Genomic DNA, 19457 nt, shown 5'->3' on the forward strand with positions numbered 1-19457 from the left:
AATTTGGAATTTTTATATTGGGAAATTATAAAATTAACCTACAAGGTTGATGATTTTTCCTGGAACGATAATCACTTTGTTTGGCGTTCTTCCGTCTAAGTGTTTTTGAGTTCTTTCGTCTTTCATTACGATTTCCTCGATTTGTGCTGCGGTTAAATCCAAAGGCAATTCGATTGTGAAACGCATTTTCCCGTTGAAAGAAACTGGATATTCTTTATTAGTCTCCACTAAATGTTTTGCATCAAAAGCTGGGAAAACCACTTCTGAAATTGAAGTTGTATGTCCTAACTGTGCCCATAATTCTTCTGCAATGTGAGGCGCATAAGGCGAAACCAAAATCGCTAATGGTTCTAAAATCGCTCTTGAATGACAGTTTTGAGAAGACAATTCGTTTACACAAATCATAAACTGAGAAACTGAGGTATTGAAAGAGAAATTCTCAATATCTTCTGCTACTTTTTTGATTGTTTTATGCAATGATTTTAAGTTGTCTTTTGTTGGTTCGTCGTTATTTACGATTAAACCGTTATCATCAAAATACAATCTCCATAATTTTTTCAAGAAACCAAATACACCTGAAATTCCGGCAGTATTCCAAGGTTTTGCCTGCTCTAATGGACCTAAAAACATTTCGTATAAACGTAATGTATCAGCGCCGTATTCTGCACAAATATCATCTGGAGTTACCACATTATAGTATGACTTAGACATTTTTTCTACTTCACGGCCTACAATGTATTTTCCGTTTTCATCAAAAATAAATTCTGCTGTATTGAAATCTTCTCTCCAAGCTTTGAACTTTTCAATATTTAATTCATCTGAAGAATTTACAAAATGAACATCAACGCGAATTGGCTGTACATTTTGACCTTCAATTTTATTTTTAGATACAAAAGTATTTGTTCCTTCCAATCTATAAACATAAGCTGTCGTACCCAAAATCATTCCCTGATTGATCAGTTTTTTGAATGGCTCTTCAGTTGGAGCGAAACCTTTGTCTTTTAAAAATTTGTTCCAGAAACGAGAATACAATAAGTGTCCTGTTGCGTGTTCGCTTCCACCAATGTATAAATCTACATTTTCCCAGTAAGCTAATGCTTCTTTACTTGCAAATTCATTTTCGTTGTGCGCATCCATATAACGCATCCAGTACCATGAACTTCCCGCCCATCCTGGCATAGTGTTCAATTCTAAAGGAAAAATTGAAACATTATCAACTAAATCAGTTGCAACAACTTTATTTTTTTTTGTATCCCAAGCCCAAACTGCCGCGTTTCCTAAAGGAGGCAATCCATCTTCTGTTGGTAAATATTTTTCTACTTCTGGTAAAATAATCGGCAAATGCTTTGTGTCAATCATTTTTGGTAATCCATTCACATAATAAACCGGGAACGGTTCACCCCAATAGCGCTGACGAGAGAAAACAGCATCACGCAAACGGTAATTTGTTTTTCCTTTTCCTTGTCCGATTTCTTCTAACTTATAAATCGCTTTTGCTGTCGCGTCTTTGTAGTTTAATCCATTTAAGAAATCAGAAGCTGTGATTTCAACGTTGTCTTTTGATCCGTAAGCAGCTTCAGAAATATCAACATTAGCGAAGATATTTTTGATTTCCTGCATTCCGTTCTGACCTTTAAAGAAATTAGCGAAAGCATAATCTCTTTCGTCTCCGCAAGGAACCGCCATTACAGCACCAGTTCCGTAACCAGCCAAAACATAATCACCAATCCAAACCGGAATAGCTTCTTTTGTAAATGGATGTTCTGCATAAGCTCCTGTAAATACTCCTGAAATCGTTTTTACATCGGCCATACGCTCACGCTCCGAACGTTTTGCAGTTTTTTCGATATACGCTTCAACAGCTTCTTTTTGTTCAGGAGTTGTAATTTTAGCAACCAAATCATGTTCTGGTGCTAAAGTCATAAAAGTAACTCCGAAAATAGTATCAGGTCTTGTTGTAAATACTTCGATTACTTCATCGTGATTTTTTACATTAAAAGTTACCAAAGCCCCAACCGATTTCCCGATCCAGTTTCTTTGAGATTCTTTTATAGATTCACTCCAATCAATATCATTTAAACCTTGAAGTAAGCGTTCGGCATAAGCAGAAATTCGCATACTCCATTGTGTCATTTTTTTTCTTATAACAGGAAAACCTCCACGTTCTGAAACTCCGTTTACAATTTCGTCATTTGCCAAAACAGTTCCTAAGCCTGGACACCAGTTTACTTCAGTTTCTGCCAAATACGTCATTCTGTATTGCAACAAAATTTTCTCTTTTTGGTCATCAGAATAAGATTTCCATTCATCAGCCGTAAAAATCGTAACATTATCGTCGCAAACTGCTTCAACCAATGCATTTCCGCTTTCTTCAAAAACAGTTACAAGCTCTGAAATATCAAAAGCCTGTCCTTGTTTTCTGCAATACCAAGAGTTGAACAATTGGATAAAAATCCATTGTGTATGTTTGTAATAATCAGAATTTGATGTACGCACTTCACGCGCCCAGTCAAATGAAAATCCGATCTTATCTAATTGTTTTCTATAACCCGCAATTTGTTTTCCTTCTTTGTCTACTCCACCGTCAATATTGACACGCGTTGTATCTTCTGGACGCTGTCCTGTCTGAATCGCATATTGTTCTGCCGGCAATCCGAAACTATCGTATCCCATTGGGTGCAAAACATTGAAACCTTGATGTCTTTTGAAACGAGAATATACATCTGAAGCTATATAACCAAGCGGGTGCCCAACGTGCAGTCCTGCTCCAGACGGATAAGGGAACATATCGAGAACGTAATGTTTCGGTTTTTCAGAGTTATTTTTTGCTGCAAAAGTTTGATTTTCTGCCCAATATTTTTGCCATTTGGCTTCAATTTCGTTTGGATTGTACTTCATTTCTAAGTGACTAAGATTCTAAGTTACTAAGGTTCTAAGCTTTTCACTAAATTAATTAAGCCGCAAATTTACATTTATTGCGGATTGTAGCAAAGCTATTTCATTGACAAACAAATAAAATATCGGATTACTTATTAAAATTAAGTAAAAATACTTAATATTGAAATAAATATAAACTGCTAAGTAACTATGAAAACCATAAATTATTTTCTAATTATTCTAATTGCATTTTCATGTACGATGTGTAACTCATCTAAAAAAGATCAAGAAGAAATTGTTTCTACTGAATCTGTTTCAAAAAAAGAGAAACACGAACATAAAACTCTTACTGCCGAAGACAGTTTAAAATTAGCCAATCATCAAATTGAAGTAAAAGGTGAAATCGAATTTCCACTTCAACTAACGATTGACTCCTTAAAGAAAATGAAAGTGATTACCATTGAGAATCTAAAAATAACAGGGAAAGGCGGCGCAATTAAAAGAGAAGTCAAAGCCTGCAAAGGTGTTCTTTTGAAAGATATTTTAGACAAAGCTAAAATCAAACAAGAAAATCATAAAGATCGCAATTTTTATATTGTAGCCAGAGCTTCAGACGATTATAAAGCGACTTTTTCATGGGCTGAAATTTTTAATAACCCAACAGGCGAAAATACTTATGTATTGTTTGAAGAAAACGGAAAACCAGTTAAAAACGGTGAAATGATTTTGATTTGTAAAAACGACATCAAAACTGGACCAAGACATGTTTACTGGCTTAAGAGCATTGAAGTTTACAAAGTGAAATAGTTTTTTGAGAGTTTAACCGCAAAGTACGCAAGGTTTACGCAGAGTTCGCAAAGCTTTATCAACACAAAGCTTTGCGAACTTTGCGCTTATATAAGGTTAGAGAATTAAAAAACCTTGCGCACTTTGCGGTTAAATCAACATTTTATTCAATATCAAATCGTATATTTATAATACAAAAGTTTGTTATTAACTTTAAATAAAGAAATTCTTTATTATTTTTACCCCATAATTTAAGCATACTATGAGTTCTAACTTTGATAAATTTCAAAAACGCAGGTTAATTTCCTCTTATTTTTCGGTAGTATTAAGTGTATTCTTGGTTTTATTCCTTTTGGGAGTACTAGGATTATTTATCATTAATTCTAAAAAACTGGCTGACGATTTTAAAGAAAAAATAGCTATGACAGTTTTCTTTAAAAATGAGGCAAATGACAGTATTATCAAAGCTTTCGACTCTGAATTAAAAAGAGCTCCTTTTGCTCTTTCGTATGTTTATGTAACAAAAGAAAAAGCTGCTAAAGAACATACTGATATTATTGGAGAAGATTTCCTGACCTTTTTAGGAGAAAATCCTTTATTGAACTCATACGACATTCATTTAAAAGCAGATTACGTTGAACGTGACAGCATTCTAAAAATAGAAAGTGCTTTGCGTAAAAATACTATGATCGAAGATATTGTGTATGACAAACAATTGGTAAATCTGGTAAATGACAATATCAAAAAAGTTAGTATGTGGATTTTAATCATAAGCGGTTTTCTTACTGTAATAGCCGTTTTATTAATTAACAGTTCACTTCGTTTGTCTATACATTCTAATCGTTTTATTATTAAAACCATGCAGATGGTAGGCGCAACAAAATCGTTTATTCGCAAGCCTTTTGTAATGCGAAGCGTAAAACTGGGAATGCTTGGTGCTTTATTGGCAATCATAGCCTTAATTGGACTTTTATTTTATGTAGAAACGAATTTCCCTGGTTTAGGAATTTTAGAAGACAAAGCTTTAATTGGATTGGTATTATTGGCCGTTTTTGGATTAGGCGTTTTAATTACATGGGTAAGTACGCATTTTGCAACACAGCGATTCCTGAATTTAAGAACTGACGATCTTTATTAATTTTAGATTGCAGATTTTAGATTGCAGATTTTAGATTTAAAAAAAAATGCCTTCGACTTCGCTAAGGCTGACAAACACATAAAAATGAAAAACAACAATAATAAAGAAGAACAACAAGTTCAAAAACAGGAATTCCTTTTTGACGGTATCAATTATAAAATTTTATTAATTGGTATTGCTGTAATTGCATTAGGATTTATTTTAATGTCTGGCGGAGGAAGTGATAATCCAAATGTTTTTAATGAGGATGTTTTTAGTTTTAGACGTATTCGTTTAGCTCCAACCACTGTTTTAATTGGTTTTGGAATCACGATTTATTCTATTTTCAAAAAATCTAAATAGACTTTCTTAGACAACTTGGATCTTTAGATTATTAGAGAAATTAATTTCTTTAAAAAAATCTGACATTCTAAGAAGTCTAAAATCTAAAAATCTAAATTAAATGAATACATTACAAGCTATCGTTCTTGCCATTATTGAAGGAATTACAGAATTTTTACCTGTTTCTTCAACCGGGCACATGATTATTGCCTCTTCTTTTTTTGGAATCGCGCATGAAGATTTCACTAAACTTTTTACGATTGTTATTCAGCTTGGCGCTATACTTTCGGTTGTCGTTTTATACTTCAAACGTTTTTTTCAAACTCTTGATTTTTACTTTAAACTTTTAGTCGCTTTTATTCCGGCTGTAGTTTTAGGATTATTATTGAGTGACTTTATCGACGGATTATTAGAAAACCCGGTTACAGTTGCGGTTTCACTTTTAATAGGCGGATTGATTTTATTAAAAGTTGATGAATGGTTTAACAATCCAAACGCGGCCGAAACTTCACAGGAAATCACCTATTTGCAAGCTCTTAAAATTGGATTATTTCAATGTATCGCGATGATTCCTGGAGTTTCACGAAGCGGTGCCAGTATTGTTGGCGGAATGTCTCAAAAATTATCCCGAACAACTGCTGCTGAATTTTCATTTTTCCTAGCCGTTCCAACTATGTTAGGAGCAACAGTAAAAAAATGCTACGATTATTATAAAGCAGGATTTGAATTATCTCACGATCAGGTAAATATTTTAATCATTGGAAATATTGCGGCATTTATTGTAGCACTTCTTGCTATTAAAACTTTTATTAGCTTTTTGACTAAAAACGGTTTTAAAGTATTTGGCTATTACAGAATAATTGCCGGAATCATTTTATTACTGATTCACTTTTTCATTCACCCGCTTACCATTATATAATGACACCTGAAGAATATTTAGACGGACAAGTTTTACTGATAGACAAACCTTTAAAATGGAGTTCGTTTCAGGCAGTTAACAAATTAAAATACCTTTTAATTAATAAAGTAGGACTTCCAAAAAAGTTCAAAATTGGTCATGCCGGAACTTTAGATCCTTTGGCAACCGGATTATTATTAATCTGCACTGGAAAATTCACAAAAAGAATTTCTGAACTTCAAGGACAGGCAAAAGAATATACAGGAACATTTTATATTGGAGCCACTACTCCATCGTATGATTTAGAAACCGAAATCGATCAGACTTTCCCAACAGAACATATTGACGAAGCTCTAATTCACGAAACGGTAAAACAATTTTTAGGTGAAATCGATCAAAAACCGCCTATTTTTTCAGCTATTAAAAAAGACGGTGTTCGATTATATGAACATGCACGCGCCGGCGAATCAATCGAAATTCAAAGCAGAAAAACAACAATTCACGAATTTGAAATCACTCGCATTGCATTGCCTGAAATTGACTTTAGAGTAGTTTGCAGTAAAGGAACTTATATTCGTTCGCTTGCTTACGATTTTGGAAAAGCAATGAATTCAGGTTCGCATTTAACCGTTTTACGCCGAACCAAAATTGGCGATTATGATGTAAAAAATGCAATTGACATTACTTTATTCGAAGAAAGTCTTCAATAGAAACAACAGATTTTGTTTATCCGTTTCATGGATACACTTACTGGTTTTTTAAAACTTTAAATAAATAAAAAAGCACATTACTAAATGAAAGTAATGTGCCAGGCTTTAAAAAATAAGTAATACTATTTCATACTTATTTTAAATTTAATAGTGAGGCACATTTTTTCCTCCAAATAAAAATGTAGAGAAGAAATCATAAAACCTTTCGAATAACTTTTTCATAATAGTGTATTTTAATTGTTAGACATTAAACAAACACCAATAAAAAGAGTAAATCAGAAAGTTATAATAGAAGTGGGATGGTTTTACTAAATTACAAATTTTCTTAATAAGAAAAAAATTTAAACCCATTTTTTAACTTCTTATTTCTTTTATTATCAACGCCTTACTAACAAAAACACACTTTTAAATAGTTATTACAGCCTATTATATTTAATATTTTCCATAATTTCGACCAATTCACTTTGAACAGATATTCCTTTATCTGCCAAATACCATAACTGCAGATCTGTTTTGATTTTTTCATCAATTGGACCGACTTCTCTTTTATGGGTTTCCATTAATTCTGTGGCGCCTTTTGGTCTTGGTCCCCAATCGGCACGTACAATTCCGGCTTCTTTACAAATTACAATAACTTTAGGAATTGCTCTGCCGTTATTTGTCAAGTATTGATTCATTAATTCATCATTTTCATCACGAAGAACAATTCGAAGATCAATTTTTTTATCAGATTCGTGAGCCATTTTATTCAAAATTGGAAGAATCTGCGCTGCATCGCCGCACCAGCCTTCAGAAATTACAAGCCAGATGTAGTGATTATCTAAATGCCTTAATTTTGAAATGACATCTTCAGAAATTGTAATTGTTTTTTCTAAACGATTCATTCTGGCTTCGTTTAGTTTTGAATAATTCGTGAGACTTTCAGACTGCTGGCTTCCGGTTGATTTTCCTTCAGATAATAAATCAGTAACTAATTTTCGATATTCAGCATACGAATAGCTGTTGAATAATGCTTTTGCTACAGTACTTTTCATAGAGGTTTATTTTGCTTACTATAAAATTACGGATTTTAAGAAGATGAAAGAATGACTTTTGTCATTTTGAAGGAAGATTATATCTTATATTTCAGAATTTAAAATTTCATCATATATATTTCCTGTTTTAATAGAATTCAATCTTATCCATACTGTTCAGAAATATCAATTAATGCTAAAAGTGACAAAAGGAGTAAAAGCAGAAACACAGATATTACTCTTTTTTGCTATCAAAAAAGAATTTCGTATTCTGCATCATTCATTTGTAATGAAATTTCAAACCCTTTATTTTTAATTACATATAATGCGATATTTATATGTATTCATTGCCTCTGTTATTTTCATAACTTTTAAAAATTAAGCTTAACCATTCTTTCGTAAACTTTCTTTGAAACAATACTATCAACTGCAACTAAGATCTCATCAATAGTAATTTCTTTTATTATCACAGCATTCTCTAAATAAAAAAAATCATAACAATCTATTTCATCTTCCATTTCTTGTTTAAATCTTGTCGGATCATAAAAATTAATTTCAATTTTTATTTCGTTTTTTATAGTCAAGATAGCACCTAAAACACAACCTTTAGACTTAATTTCCATTAGAAACAAATCATCCATATTACAATTAAATGTTATTACAAAACTATTTCCTTGAATTTCCATACCTGATTTATTCTTATTAAAGACCGTAATAAAATTGAAACATTCCAACAAGACAAAAATAAAGTAAATTCATACAAAATAAAAATTTTAGTAACAAAAGAGAACTTGAAAATTATTTTAAAACATTATTTTTAAAAATCAGAATATGTCTATATTTGCACAAATTAACGCAACACAACATGAAATATAAAAGAATTCTTCTTAAACTTAGCGGCGAGGCCTTAATGGGTGATTTACAATACGGAATTGACCCTAAAAGATTAGGGGAATATGCAGACGAAATTAAGCAGATTCACGACAAAGGAGTAGAAATTGCTATCGTTATTGGAGGAGGAAATATTTTTAGAGGCGTTGCCGGTGCAAGCGCAGGAATGGACAGAGTGCAAGGTGACTATATGGGAATGCTTGCTACTGTTATTAACGGAATGGCTTTGCAGGGCGCACTTGAAGATAAAGGAATGAAAACGCGTTTGCAGACTGCTTTAAAAATGGAATCTATCGCAGAACCATACATTAAAAGAAGAGCTGACCGCCACCTTGAGAAAGGAAGAATTGTAATTTTTGGTGCCGGAACCGGAAACCCATATTTTACAACTGATACTGCAGCTGTTTTAAGAGGAATCGAAATTAATGCTGATGTAATCTTAAAAGGAACCCGCGTTGACGGTGTTTACGATTCTGATCCTGAAAAAAATGCTTCGGCTGTAAAATTTGATTTCATCTCGTTTGATGATGTCCTTAAAAAAGGATTAAACGTAATGGATACAACCGCATTTACTTTAAGCCAGGAAAACAAACTGCCAATTGTTGTTTTTGACATGAACAAAATTGGAAACCTGTTAAAAATCTGCGAAGGCGAAAACATCGGAACTGTAGTAAATATTTAGGCTGCTTAGATTATTAGAAGATTAATAATCTTTATAATTTTCAAAAGCAGTTTCAATAAATAAAACAACATCGTTAGCAAATTAGAAGAATCCATTTTTGAGTCTAAAAATCTAATCTTCTAAAAATTAAAAATTAAAAAAAATGACTGAAGAAATCGATTTTATATTAGAAAGTACTGAAGAATCTATGAACGGTTCTATTGCACACTTAGAAAAAGAATTTCTAAACATTCGTGCGGGAAAAGCTTCTCCAGCAATGCTGGGAGGTGTTTTTGTTGATTATTACGGATCAGCAACACCACTTTCTCAAGTGTCAAAAATCAGTGTTCCGGATGCAAGAACTATTACTTTGCAGCCTTTCGAAAAAAACATGCTGCAAACCATTGAAAAAGCAATTTTGATTGCCAATATTGGTTTTAACCCAATGAACAACGGAGACGTTATCATTATCAGCGTACCGCCTTTAACAGAAGAGCGTCGTCGTGATTTAGCAAAACAAGCAAAATCTGAAGCTGAAGATGCAAAAATTGGTATACGTAACGTTCGTAAAGACGCTAACACTGATATCAAAAAATTAGAAAAAGAAGGAACTTCAGAAGACATCTGTAAATCTGCAGAAGAAGAAGTTCAAAACTTAACAAATACTTACATTAAAAAAATTGATGAGTTATTGGCTGCAAAAGAAGCCGAAATCATGAAAGTTTAAGTATTTGATACTGAATTTTTAGAAATCCGTCTGGTAAAATTATCAGACGGATTTTTTTATTCTTATTTTTGCATACCAAAATCAAATCCTTTTCGTTTTTGAATCTATATAATTCTCTATGAGGCTATTTTGTTTACTGACATTATTTTTTACGCTTAGTATTCAGGCGCAATTTCAAATAAACGGAATTGTAACTGATTCAAACAACAAACCTCTTCCATTTGCTACAATTACAACTTCGGATAACAGCAATACGATAACAGATGTTGATGGAAAATTTATTTTTAAAACGCTTACTAAATCCGGAAACTTTACGGTTTCCTATATTGGTTTTCAATCTAAAATTGTGGCTTTGGCCGAAAACAAAAAATTTTACTCTATTTCATTAGTTCAAAAAACAGATGATTTAAAAGAAGTTATTGTTTCTAATGAAAATCCGGCGTTAACCATTATCAAAAAAGTTATTGCAAATAAAAACAATAACAATCCGCAGAAAAGGCTGAAAAGTTTTGATTACAAAACCTATAATAAACTTATCGTAACGGCTAATCCGGATTCAATTGATGGAAGAATAGATTCTTCGGCAGTGTATAAGGATTTAAATAAAAAGAAAATCAACATAGATTCTTCTGATTATAAATTCAAAGAAATCATAACCAAACAGCATTTGTTTCAAACCGAAAAAGTATCCCAATACCAATTCGGGAATAATAAATTAAAAGAAACTGTTCTCGGGACAAAAATAGCGGGTTTTAAAAATCCTATTTACGAGGTTATCGCTTTCAATTTACAGTCAATTTCTATTTATGACAATAAATACGAGTTGTTTGAAACGAAATATGAAAACCCAATTTCGAATACTGCACCAGCATCTTATAATTACAAATTATTAGATACTGTAAACATAAAAGGACGCGGAACTTTTATGATTTACTTTAAAAACAAGCACAAAAGAAGAACTTCTGGTTTAGAAGGAGTATTATATATTGACTCACAAAATTTTGCCATTGCAAAAGCAGTTATGCGGATAAAGGGAGTTTTGGATATCAGCGGTATTCATGAGTTTAATTATGTACCAAATGAAAAAATATGGTTCCAGAGCAATACTACTTTCAAAATCGTAAAAGGAAAAAATGACGACGATATTAAAATTTTAGGCGGAACAATTCAGTTTGATGGAGACGTTGCCGAAGATTTTGAACCAAGAAAAAAAGCCGCTTCTGATTTTACCTATTTGCTTTCTGAGAGTAATAATTTCGACATTCATTATAATCTCGAAACTCCTATAAAAAATCCGTCTCTTTATATCGAAATTAAAGACGATGCAGGTAAAAAACCCGAAGAATTCTGGAACCAGTACAGAAAAGAAGCTTTAGACCAAAAAAGCCAGAAAACCTATCAATTATTAGACAGTTTATCTGTAAGCCGAAGAATTGAAAAACGTTTGGGATTTGGGCGAAAAATCATCAACGGTTACATTCCTATTGGTCCGGTTGATTTAGATTTAAAGAAAATTATTAGTTACAACAATTATGAAGGTTTTCGTTTAGGTTTAGGCGGTATTACAAATGACAAGTTTTCTAAAAATTTTAGAATTGAAGGCTATACAGCTTATGGCACAAAAGACGGTGTTGTTAAATACAATTTAGGCGCCGGCGTTTTATTAGATAAAAACACCAACACCTGGCTTAATGGATCTTACACAGATGATGTTCGTGAGATTGCGAGTACCCTTTTTGCAGTTGACAAACGTGTTTTTAAAATTTACGATCCACGCCCGATTAACATTAGCACATTTTATCATTATACAAGCTGGAAAGCCAATGTACAAACCAAAATTATCCCAAAAACAGAAGCTGTTCTTGAATTAGCCAGAACAGAGATTGAACCAAAGTTCGATTATCTTTTTAATTACAATGGTCAATTGTATTCTAGTTATATTATGACAACTGCCATGCTTTCGATAGTTTGGGCGCCTTTTAGTGATTTTATGCAAACGCCGACAGGAAGAACGGAATCTGACAAGAGATTTCCGAGATTTACTTTACAGTACACGCAATCACTGCCAAATGTTTTAGACAACGATTTTAATTTTGGAAAAATAGATTTCAAAACTGAATATGAAAAGAAATATCTAAACGGACAAAAAACAAGTTTGCTTTTACAAGGCGGTTATGCCTTAGGTGATGTGCCGCTTACGCACTTATACAATACAATGCCCAACAACCTTACAAAAGAAACCGTTATCCAGCGTATTACTTTTGCCGGAAGAAACAGCTTTGAAACCATGTTTTTTAATGAGTTTTTCTCAAGTCAGTACATCTTTTTCCAGGTCAAACATGGCTTTAACCGAATCAGAATTCTGAAAAAAGTTCGCCCAACAGTAGTTTTGGTCAGCAGAATGGCATGGGGAAATATGGAAAAACCAGAACAGCATGTTGGTCCTGAATATAAAACGCTTGACAAAGGTTTTTTTGAATCGGGTATTGAATTAAATAAAATCTACAAAGGTTTCGGTCTTGGCGGATTCTATCGTTACGGACCAAACCAGTTAATGAAGTTTGAGGACAATATTGCAGTTAAAATTTCTTATGTCCTTGATCTTGGGCTTTAAAAAGTAAATTTCAATTAGGAGCGAGTTTAACCGAAAACCTTGCAAAAGCTTACCTAATCTTTGTCGAGTTTATTGTGAAGATTTCTCTTTACGTCGAAATGACAAAAATGCGAACGAATTTCACATAAAAAAAAATCCCAAACCCCAATCATAAAAATTGGAATTTGGGATTTAGATATTGAAATTTTCTAAAATCTTATGGCTTCAAAATCAAAACGGAAGGCGTATTATTCAGCCATGTGCTTTGAGATTCGATAAGTTTTTTCCAGCTGTCTAAACTTATAATCATCAAATTCTGGCCGTCTAAGAATTCTTTTTTAATTGTTCTGTCATGCATAATCATAATATGATTTGGAGCAATCTGTTCAATAGATCTTATTGTTTCCTGAATTTCGCGGGTATTTTTTACATCGCCGCTGGCATCAAGAACCGTAATCTGTGAACCGTTATTATTGATTAATTTTTTAGCGTAATCAATTAAAAAAGCATCTTCTTTATTAAAAATTGGCATAAAAACCTGATTTACTTCTTCTAAATCTTTATCGATAAGAATACCAACCGGCATTTTAGTTTTGGTAATAATATGACGTGTTCTTTCGTCAAAAGGATTATTTTCAAACAAACCTTCTTTTCCGGTAAACTTATCAATTAAACGATCAGGGTTTACAATTCTGGTTGTGAATCCAAGAATTTTTCCAAGCAGAGTCCCGTCAAAAATAGATTGTCCTAAACCAACCAGCAATAAATCATATTCTCCCTGATTTGCCGCATCAATAATATCAGTATCAATATCATTAGACACTTTAAACATGCTCACCATATTTTGATTTAAGCGGTGCGATTCTTCAACTACAGGAACCAGCATTTTACGTTCATGGTCTTTTATGTCAAACGAATGCACCTCTGTACTCAATGACAAATGCATTGCTGTTACGATCGAGTTATCACCTTGTTTTTTAACTAAACTGTTCGCAATTTTAAGAAGCTTTTTTCCTCTTTCAGGAGTCGCAAACGAAAGCAGAATTTTGTATTTGCTTTTATTTCCAATTTCCTGAGGAATAGCCGTTATTTTATCTTTAAAAATAAACCCGATAAGATCTAAAGCAGGACCTGTCATGAAAGTTGTCACTAACGCCATAATTACCATCATGGTAAAAATTTCTGTTGATAAAACTCCAAGGTCATAACCAATATTTAAAACCACAAGTTCCATTAAACCTCTTGTGTTCATTAAAGCACCAATAGCTAAACTGTCTTTCCAGTTCTGTCCCACAAATTTTGCTGCCAAAGCACTTCCAAAGAATTTACCTGCAACGGCAACCGCGATAATTAATCCTGTTACTTTCCATAATTCAGGATCATTCAATAATCCAATTTGTGTACGTAAACCTGTAAATACGAAAAACAAAGGCAGTAAAACGATAATCGCAACATCTTCTACTTTTTCGATAAATATGTTTCTGAATTTATTGTTTTCAGGCATAATTGCTCCCGCTAAAAATGCTCCGAATAAGGCGTGAATTCCAATTAATTCCGCAGCATAAGCAGAAATCAAAAGTGTGATAAAGAAAATCGCAACAACCGGTTTATTTAAACTTTCGCGGGTTGAATTTAAATCTCCGACACGTTTCAGGAACGGACGAACGATTTTTAACATAATAATTACATACAAAATCGCTAGACCAATTACGTATAGTGAACTTGTAAACGAACCTGCTTTTACAATAGCAATTACAACAGCAAGAATACACCATGCTGTAATATCATCGGCAGCGGCACAAGTAATGGCAATAGTTCCCAGTTTTGTTTTCTGCATTCCTCTTTCCTGCACAATTCTGGCCAAAACCGGAAAAGCAGTTATACTCATAGCAATTCCCATAAATAATCCGAAAGAAGAAAACTCAACACCAATTGGGGCAAAAGTGTGGTATATAAAATACGCAAGAGTTAATCCTAACGCAAACGGAATTACAATACTGGCATGGCTGATAACTACAGCATCATGTGCTTTATTTTTCAGCACTTTTAAGTCCAGCTCCATCCCGATTACGAACATGAAAAGAATTAAACCAATCTGACTTAAAAACTGTAAGTTTCCTAATGATTCTTTTGGAAATAAAGCTGCTGAAAATTCAGGAAAATACATCCCGACCAAAGACGGCCCAAGAACAATACCCGCAATCATTTCTCCAATTACAGAAGGCTGGCCAATTTTTCTAAAAAACCATCCAAATAAACGCGCTACTAAAATAATAGTCACGATCTGCGCCAATAATATAGCTAAAGGGTGCTGTAAATTGTGAACCATAGAATCTAGAAAATCATTCCAATGGTTGCTCTCGATTTGTTTCTTTACAATATGACGCCCGGCTTCAATTGCTGCGCCTTTTGAAATTATCCAATAAATGAGGGCGGTAAATCCTCCAATGATGGTTATGTAGAATAAAGAGTTTTTAATGTTATTCATAACTCGTTCTTTTAATTTATTGCCGCAAATATCAGAACTGAGTTTTAAGTGAAAAAGCAAATTACAAGCTAATTTTCAATGTATGTAACAAGTCGGAAAAACTTTGTAATAAGTTATAATTTTACCTTTTTCAAAAAATCAGAACGATACGTTTCGCTCAGAATTAGAGAAGTATTTTTATTATTTTCTTCTAAATGATGAAGTACAATTTCGTTATGGTTAAAGAATTTTATCGCCTTTACCGCAACAATTTCTTTTTTATTGATTCTGCAGAAATCAGCATCCGGTAATTCTTGCAAAAGTGTATCAAATTTTACGTTTTTCAAATTCAGTAAACTTCCATCTGCAAGCAAAACCGTTTTATCCCGACTGTCACTTGATGCTGTTGTGATATATTGGATTTTATTAAAATACAGCAGCGTTTTTCCTTTGTCTGTATTGAGCTGAATAAACTTTTTTGAATTATCAGCTTTATCAAAACGCTCAAAAGCTTTGGAAACTGCTTTTTGAAGACGTTCTAATTTTACAGGTTTTGTGATATAATCTACAGCATCAATATTAAAAGCATCGGCGGCATAATCTTTATAAGCCGTACAAAAAATCACTAATTTATTCTCGAGTATTTCGGCTAGATGCAGGCCGTCCATTCCCGGCATTTCGATATCAGAAATTAAGAGATCAAAATCCAGATCTGGAATATCAGATAAAAGTTTCTCAGGATTATTAAATGTTTTTACAATTTCCAGTTCAGGAATTTGTTCGCAAAGCATTTTTAAATAAGTCAATCCCGGAAGTTCATCGTCCAGAAGCAAGCATTTCAGTTTTGTATTCAAGTAAATCTATTTTAAGATGAGCAATATAAACGTCGTTTTCAATAAACTTATCGAGTTTAAAATTATTCTTGTAAATAATTCGCAGACGATGTTCTAAAGTAGCATGGCCAAAACCACTTCTCTCTTTTTTGAGAACTTTTTTATCGGATATTTTATTAGAAACCGTCATAAAAAAAGCATTGTCTTTAAACTCAAAAACCACCGAAATAAAAGCATCGGCACTTTGAAGATCTGCGTGTTTAAAAGCATTTTCAATTAAATCAATAGAAATGAGAGGTGCTAACAAAGGCTGATCGTATAATTTATCATCTTCATTAATATTTGTTTTAATCTTCAATTCAAAAAGCGGACTAATTTTAATTTTATTGATTTCGATTAAATTGAGTGCAAAATTAATTTCTTCTTTTGCAGTCACGAATTTCTTTTTGCTTTCGTATAAAATATAATCCAAAACATTTGCGAGTTTGTCTAAAGCAAAATAAGTCTGGTACGCATGTGACTGAATCGAATTTAAAATATTCTTAAACAAATGCGGATTGAGTTTTGATTCTAAATTTTCCAGCTGAAGATCGTTAACTTTTACCTCAAGCGCATAAAAACTCTTTTCAGCATCTTCTTTTGCTTTTTTGGACTGCATTAATTGATACATCATAAAACAAATGATGACGATTAACAGTAAAAGAATTGCTAAAAAAATAAAAGTCGTAGTGTTGTTTTCCTGCATGTTTTTCTATTTTTCTACAGATTAAATTTGAATTCTTTTTGCCGTTCAAAACCAAAATTCACTACAAATATGAGAAAAGCTAGCGGTTCTATAACAAAAACCAAGAAAATTATCATTAATAACAAACTTTGATTTTAGTGTTAACATAAAGTAAAATACAATTGATTATAGATGATTTCGAGCACTTTTCACTACATTTGCATCCATTTTTAAAGATTTTATGAAAAACGCTGTCCAAGTTGGATTTTGGGAAAAATTAGCCCGAATCATACTTAAAAACCGAATTACGATTCTGGTTATACTTTCTGCTTTAACTATTTTCTTTGGTTATCAGTGGAAGAATCTTTCTATGACTTATACTGAAGCCAACCTGCTTCCGAAAGATCATGTTGCAAATAAAGATTATCAAAAATTCTTAGACAAATTTGGCGAAGAAGGAAACTTAATTGTTATTGGTTTTAAAGATCCTAAATTCTTTACACCAAAAAATTATGCGGCCTGGACCGAATTGATGAATGGTTTGAAAAAAGCCAAAGAAGTTGATTTGGTAATTTCTTTGAATGATTTAAAGAAACTTGAAAAAGATACAGTAAACCAAAAGTTTGTTCTAGCACCTTTTATTGATGAAAGCAAAGTACTTGACGCCAATTATTTAAAAAGCGTCCAATACGATTTGTTTCACAATCTGCCTTTTTACGAAGGATTGCTGTTTAACAAAGAAAGCGGAAGCGTTCGATCTGCAATTTACATGAACAAAGCGCTGGTAAATACGGCTGAAAGAAAGACTTTTATCTTAAATGATTTGGTTCCTAAAATCGATAAATTCGAAAAAACAACCGGAATCGATCTTAAAGTTTCTGGAATGCCATACATCAGAACGATTAACGCAGACAACATGAAAGGCGAAATCGGATTATTTATTGGAGCGTCTTTATTGACCGTTTCTTTGATTTTCTTTTTCTTCTTCCGTTCGTTCAGAGCAACGTTTATTTCAATCTGTATTTTAATTGTCGGAGTAACCTGGTCGTTTGGAACACTTGGTTTATTTGGTTATAAAATCACGATTTTAACAGCAATTATTCCGCCGCTAATTATCGTAATCGGAATTACAAACTGTATTTTCCTGATCAACAAATATCAGCAGGAAATCAAAATACACAACAATCAGGCAAAAGCTTTACAGCGTGTTATTTCAAAAATTGGGCATTCAACTTTTATGACCAATTTAACGGCTGCAATTGGTTTTGCAACTTTGATGATTACAGGAAACGAACTGCTTTTTGAGTTTGGATTGGTAACTTCTATCAACGTGATTTCTGTTTATACTTTGACACTTTTTATCGTGCCAATTATTTACAGTTTTATGCCATTGCCAAAAGAGAAACATTTATATCACTTAGACAAAACTTACATTTCGACACTTTTAAATACAGTTACAACTATCGTTAAAGGCAAAAAGACAATTGTTTATTGCATTTACGCTGTTCTGTTTCTTGTGAGTTTAAATGGAGTTAGACAAATGAAAGTTTCAGGAAGTTTGATTGGCGAAATGCCGAAAAGCGCTTCTTTCTTTAAGGATATTTTATTTTACGAAAAAGAGTTCAACGGTGTAATGCCACTTGAAATCATGATTGACACTAAAAATAAAAAAGGTGTTATGAAGCCATCGACAATTCGTAAAATGGACGAATTGCAAAATACCATTTCTGAAATTCCAGAATTGGCAAAACCTGTTTCGGTTGTAAACTTGGTTAAATATGCAAAACAGGCTTTCTACAACGGAAACCCTGAATATTACCAATTGCCAACTTCTCAGGAACAGACTTTTATTTTGGGTTATGCTAAAAATGCAACCAAAAACAGTAAAGAAAACTTAATGAAAGCGTATGTTGATTCGACTGGACAATATGCCAGAATCACTACTTTTATGAAAGATATTGGAACAGATGAAATGGCAAAAGTAGAAGGAAAACTTCGCAAGAAAATTGACGAAATTTTCCCGAAAGACCGTTATGAAGTTACGATTACAGGAAAAGCATTAGTTTTCCAGAAAGGAACAACTTATTTGGCACATAACTTAATTGAATCATTATTGTTTGCGATTCTAACTATTGCAATCTTAATGCTGTACTTATTCCGTTCGTTCAAAATGGTAGCAGCTTCTTTGATTACAAATATTCTACCGCTTTGCATCACTTCGGGATTAATGGGTTATTTCGGAATTCCGTTAAAACCTTCGACGATTTTAGTATTCAGTATCGCTTTCGGAATCTCGGTTGATAATGCAATTCAGTTTATGGCTAAATACAAAGATGAATTGACTCAAAATAAAGGAAAAGTAAAAAAATCTGTTTTCAGCGCTTTAAGAGAAACTGGAGTAAGCACATTCTACACTTCAATCGTGTTGATCTTAGGTTTTGCCACTTTTACTTTATCAAGCTTCAGCGGAACAATTGCTTTAGGAGGATTAATTTCTTGTACTTTGGTTTTTGCGATGTTTGCTAACTTGGTCGTTTTACCATCTTTGGTTTTGACTTTTGAGAAGAAGAAAACGAAGAAAGAAGAATTGGAGAGTTTGGAGAAATAATTTTTTACTGCAAATTCACAAGTTAAAATAAAAAGCTTTGCCAAAGTTCAAAACTTTGACAAAGCTCAACACAAAGTCTGTCATTTCGACGAAGGAGAAATCTCCGCAAGCAGCTCCGCATAGTAATTCCTAACTTTGTCGAGTTTCTTACGGAGATTTCTCCTTCGTCGAAATGACAAAAAATGGAAATATTACAAAGTCTATAAAAAA

General features: G+C 32.8%; 15 protein-coding genes. 9 read left to right on the top strand and 6 right to left on the bottom strand.

Annotated features, from left to right (window positions below; all coding sequences use genetic code 11):
- Nucleotides 1-33 precede the first annotated feature (33 nt).
- Entirely contained in the window at nucleotides 34-2898 is a 2865-nt protein-coding gene (gene leuS / locus PQ462_RS21875; RefSeq protein ID WP_274251569.1) for a leucine--tRNA ligase, read from the bottom strand.
- 189 nt (nucleotides 2899-3087) lie between these two features.
- Here leuS and PQ462_RS21880 point away from each other — a divergent pair, with 189 nt between their 5' ends.
- The 5 genes from PQ462_RS21880 (at nucleotide 3088) to truB (ending at nucleotide 6730) form a co-directional block, all read left to right on the top strand.
- The gene (locus PQ462_RS21880) at nucleotides 3088-3684 is read left to right on the top strand and encodes a molybdopterin-dependent oxidoreductase (protein ID WP_274251570.1); all 597 of its coding nucleotides are present in this window, start codon (nucleotides 3088-3090) and stop codon (nucleotides 3682-3684) included.
- A gap of 241 nt (nucleotides 3685-3925) precedes the next feature.
- The gene (locus tag PQ462_RS21885; RefSeq protein ID WP_274251571.1) at nucleotides 3926-4801 is read left to right on the top strand and encodes a cell division protein FtsX; all 876 of its coding nucleotides are present in this window, start codon (nucleotides 3926-3928) and stop codon (nucleotides 4799-4801) included.
- An 84-nt stretch (nucleotides 4802-4885) separates the two neighbouring features.
- Nucleotides 4886-5143, top strand: a complete 258-nt coding sequence (locus PQ462_RS21890; RefSeq protein ID WP_073410674.1) for a DUF3098 domain-containing protein — start codon at nucleotides 4886-4888, stop codon at nucleotides 5141-5143.
- Between the two features lie 100 nt (nucleotides 5144-5243).
- A complete protein-coding gene (locus tag PQ462_RS21895) occupies nucleotides 5244-6041 on the top strand; it encodes an undecaprenyl-diphosphate phosphatase (RefSeq protein WP_274251572.1) in 798 nt (265 codons plus the stop codon).
- Nucleotides 6041-6730, top strand: coding sequence for a tRNA pseudouridine(55) synthase TruB (gene truB, locus PQ462_RS21900; protein ID WP_274251573.1), 690 nt, complete (start codon nucleotides 6041-6043; stop codon nucleotides 6728-6730). The genes PQ462_RS21895 and truB overlap by 1 nt, the downstream gene beginning before the upstream one ends.
- A 416-nt stretch (nucleotides 6731-7146) precedes the next feature.
- Here truB and PQ462_RS21905 read toward each other — a convergent pair whose 3' ends face one another.
- Both PQ462_RS21905 and PQ462_RS21910 read right to left on the bottom strand, forming a co-directional pair.
- Nucleotides 7147-7764 (bottom strand): thioredoxin family protein, encoded by a 618-nt coding sequence (locus PQ462_RS21905; protein ID WP_073410624.1) that lies wholly within the window; start codon nucleotides 7762-7764, stop codon nucleotides 7147-7149.
- Nucleotides 7765-8114: 350 nt separating this feature from the next.
- Nucleotides 8115-8429 (bottom strand): hypothetical protein, encoded by a 315-nt coding sequence (locus PQ462_RS21910; RefSeq protein WP_274251574.1) that lies wholly within the window; start codon nucleotides 8427-8429, stop codon nucleotides 8115-8117.
- A gap of 179 nt (nucleotides 8430-8608) precedes the next feature.
- On the opposite strand from PQ462_RS21910, the gene pyrH reads away from it, so the two are divergent.
- The 3 genes from pyrH (at nucleotide 8609) to PQ462_RS21925 (ending at nucleotide 12636) form a co-directional block, all read left to right on the top strand.
- Entirely contained in the window at nucleotides 8609-9316 is a 708-nt protein-coding gene (pyrH, locus tag PQ462_RS21915; RefSeq protein WP_012022665.1) for a UMP kinase, read from the top strand.
- Nucleotides 9317-9458: 142 nt separating this feature from the next.
- Nucleotides 9459-10022 carry a ribosome recycling factor gene (frr, locus tag PQ462_RS21920; protein WP_274251575.1) on the top strand — a complete coding sequence of 188 codons (564 nt, stop codon included), beginning with the start codon at nucleotides 9459-9461 and terminating at the stop codon, nucleotides 10020-10022.
- Between the two features lie 118 nt (nucleotides 10023-10140).
- On the top strand, nucleotides 10141-12636 hold the full coding sequence (locus PQ462_RS21925; RefSeq protein ID WP_274251576.1) for a DUF5686 family protein: 2496 nt from the start codon (nucleotides 10141-10143) through the stop codon (nucleotides 12634-12636).
- Nucleotides 12637-12832: 196 nt separating this feature from the next.
- Here PQ462_RS21925 and PQ462_RS21930 read toward each other — a convergent pair whose 3' ends face one another.
- The 3 genes from PQ462_RS21930 to PQ462_RS21940 form a co-directional block, all read right to left on the bottom strand.
- Nucleotides 12833-15103 (bottom strand): cation:proton antiporter, encoded by a 2271-nt coding sequence (locus tag PQ462_RS21930; RefSeq protein WP_274251577.1) that lies wholly within the window; start codon nucleotides 15101-15103, stop codon nucleotides 12833-12835.
- Nucleotides 15104-15216: 113 nt separating this feature from the next.
- A complete protein-coding gene (locus PQ462_RS21935) occupies nucleotides 15217-15936 on the bottom strand; it encodes a LytR/AlgR family response regulator transcription factor (RefSeq protein ID WP_274251578.1) in 720 nt (239 codons plus the stop codon).
- The gene (locus PQ462_RS21940; protein ID WP_012022671.1) at nucleotides 15899-16660 is read right to left on the bottom strand and encodes a sensor histidine kinase; all 762 of its coding nucleotides are present in this window, start codon (nucleotides 16658-16660) and stop codon (nucleotides 15899-15901) included. Before PQ462_RS21940 ends, PQ462_RS21935 begins: the two co-directional genes overlap by 38 nt.
- Nucleotides 16661-16880: 220 nt before the next feature.
- Between PQ462_RS21940 and PQ462_RS21945 the strand changes: the two genes are divergently transcribed.
- Nucleotides 16881-19247: an efflux RND transporter permease subunit gene (locus tag PQ462_RS21945; RefSeq protein ID WP_274251579.1), complete on the top strand. Its 2367-nt coding sequence runs from the start codon at nucleotides 16881-16883 to the stop codon at nucleotides 19245-19247.
- Nucleotides 19248-19457 lie beyond the last annotated feature (210 nt).

The organism is Flavobacterium sp. KACC 22758, assembly GCF_028736135.1.
Classification (GTDB): domain Bacteria; phylum Bacteroidota; class Bacteroidia; order Flavobacteriales; family Flavobacteriaceae; genus Flavobacterium; species Flavobacterium johnsoniae.